Origin of the sequence: Streptomyces sp. NPDC059443 (assembly GCF_042750105.1) — a bacterium.
Classification (GTDB): domain Bacteria; phylum Actinomycetota; class Actinomycetes; order Streptomycetales; family Streptomycetaceae; genus Streptomyces.
This window is the reverse complement of record NZ_JBHYVM010000001.1, coordinates 112,200-113,628: the sequence shown is the minus strand read 5'-3', so window position 1 is coordinate 113,628 and position 1,429 is coordinate 112,200. Positions and strand designations below refer to the sequence as shown.

At 74.4% G+C, this 1,429-nt stretch carries 1 protein-coding gene; it reads left to right on the top strand.

Annotation, left to right across the window (positions count from 1 at the left end):
* Positions 1-131: 131 nt before the first annotated feature.
* On the top strand, positions 132-1,429 hold a 1,298-nt coding region (locus ACFXDJ_RS00505), incomplete at its 3' end, for an MFS transporter (protein WP_384847419.1).

Genomic DNA, 1,429 nt, shown 5'->3' with positions numbered 1-1,429 from the left:
CGGCGCGCGGGAGACCGCCACGCCCCCCCCCCGCCCTCTGCCTCACCCAGGCTTGTAGGGGGCGGCGCGGGGGGGGCGGGGCGGCGCCCCCCGCCCCCCCCCCCCCCTCCGCGTATGTGACCCTTGCCCACATGGCTGTCGTACGTGATCTGCGCGTACTCCTGCGTCTGCGGGACTTCCGCAACCTGCTCGCCGTGCGGCTGCTCTGCCAGGCCGCGGACGGCGTGTACCAGGTCGCACTGGCCACCTACGTCGTCTTCTCCCCGGAGAAGCAGGCATCGCCCGCGGCCATCGCCTCGGCCATGGCCGTGCTCCTGCTGCCCTATTCGGTGATCGGGCCCTTCGCCGGCGTGCTGCTCGACCGCTGGCCGCGCCGCCAGGTGTTCCTCTACGGCAACCTGCTGCGGGCCTTCCTCGCCTGTGTCACCGGCATGCTGATCGTCGCGCACGTCCCCGACTGGCTCTTCTACGCCTCGGCCCTGTCCGTGACCGCGGTCAACCGCTTCGTCCTGGCCGGGCTCGCCGCCTCCCTGCCACGCGTCGTCGGGCCCGGCGAACTGGTCACCGCGAACGCGCTCTCACCCACCGCCGGAACCCTCGCGGCCGTGGCCGGAGGGGGACTGGCCTTCCTCGTCCGCGTACTTGCCGCCGACTCCAACGCCCTCGTCGTGCTCCTGGGAGCCGGGCTCTACCTGTGCGCCGCCCTGGTCTCCCTGAGCCTGGCCGTGGGCCTCCTCGGGCCCGATCGCCCTCCCGGCCGGATCAACCCGACGGTGGGGGAGGGCGTCGCCCTCGCCGTACGCGGCATGGCCGACGGCCTGCGCCACCTGTCCTCCCGGCGCGAGGCGGCCCGGGCGCTCACCGCCATGACCCTGATGCGGTTCTGCTACGGGGCCCTGTTCGTCATGCTGCTCATGCTGTGCCGCTACGCCTGGTCGGACAACGAGTCCGACGGACTGGCCCTGCTCGGTGTCACGGTCGGCGTCTCAGGGGCCGGATTCTTCGCAGCCGCCGTCGTCACGCCCTGGCTCGTGGGCCGGCTGGGCACCCGGGGCTGGATGACCGCCTGCGCCGCCGGATCCGCCGTCCTGGTCCCCGCGCTCGGACTGTTCTTCGCCCCCGGCCCGATGCTGGCCGCCGCCTTCGTGCTCGGCCTCGCCACCCAGGGCGCCAAGATCTCCACCGACACCGTCGTGCAGTCCCGGGTGGACGACGCCTTCCGCGGCCGCGTCTTCTCCGTCTACGACGTGCTCTTCAACGCCGCCTTCGTCGGAGCCGCCGCGGTGTCCGCGCTCGTGCTCCCGCTCGACGGGCAGTCCGTCCCGCTGGTCCTCGGCGTGGGGGGGGGGGGGCGGCGTGGGGGGGGCGGCCCGGGGGCCCGGGCGGGGCGGGGGGGCGGGACTTTGAAAGTGCTGAGGCTCGCGGGGCC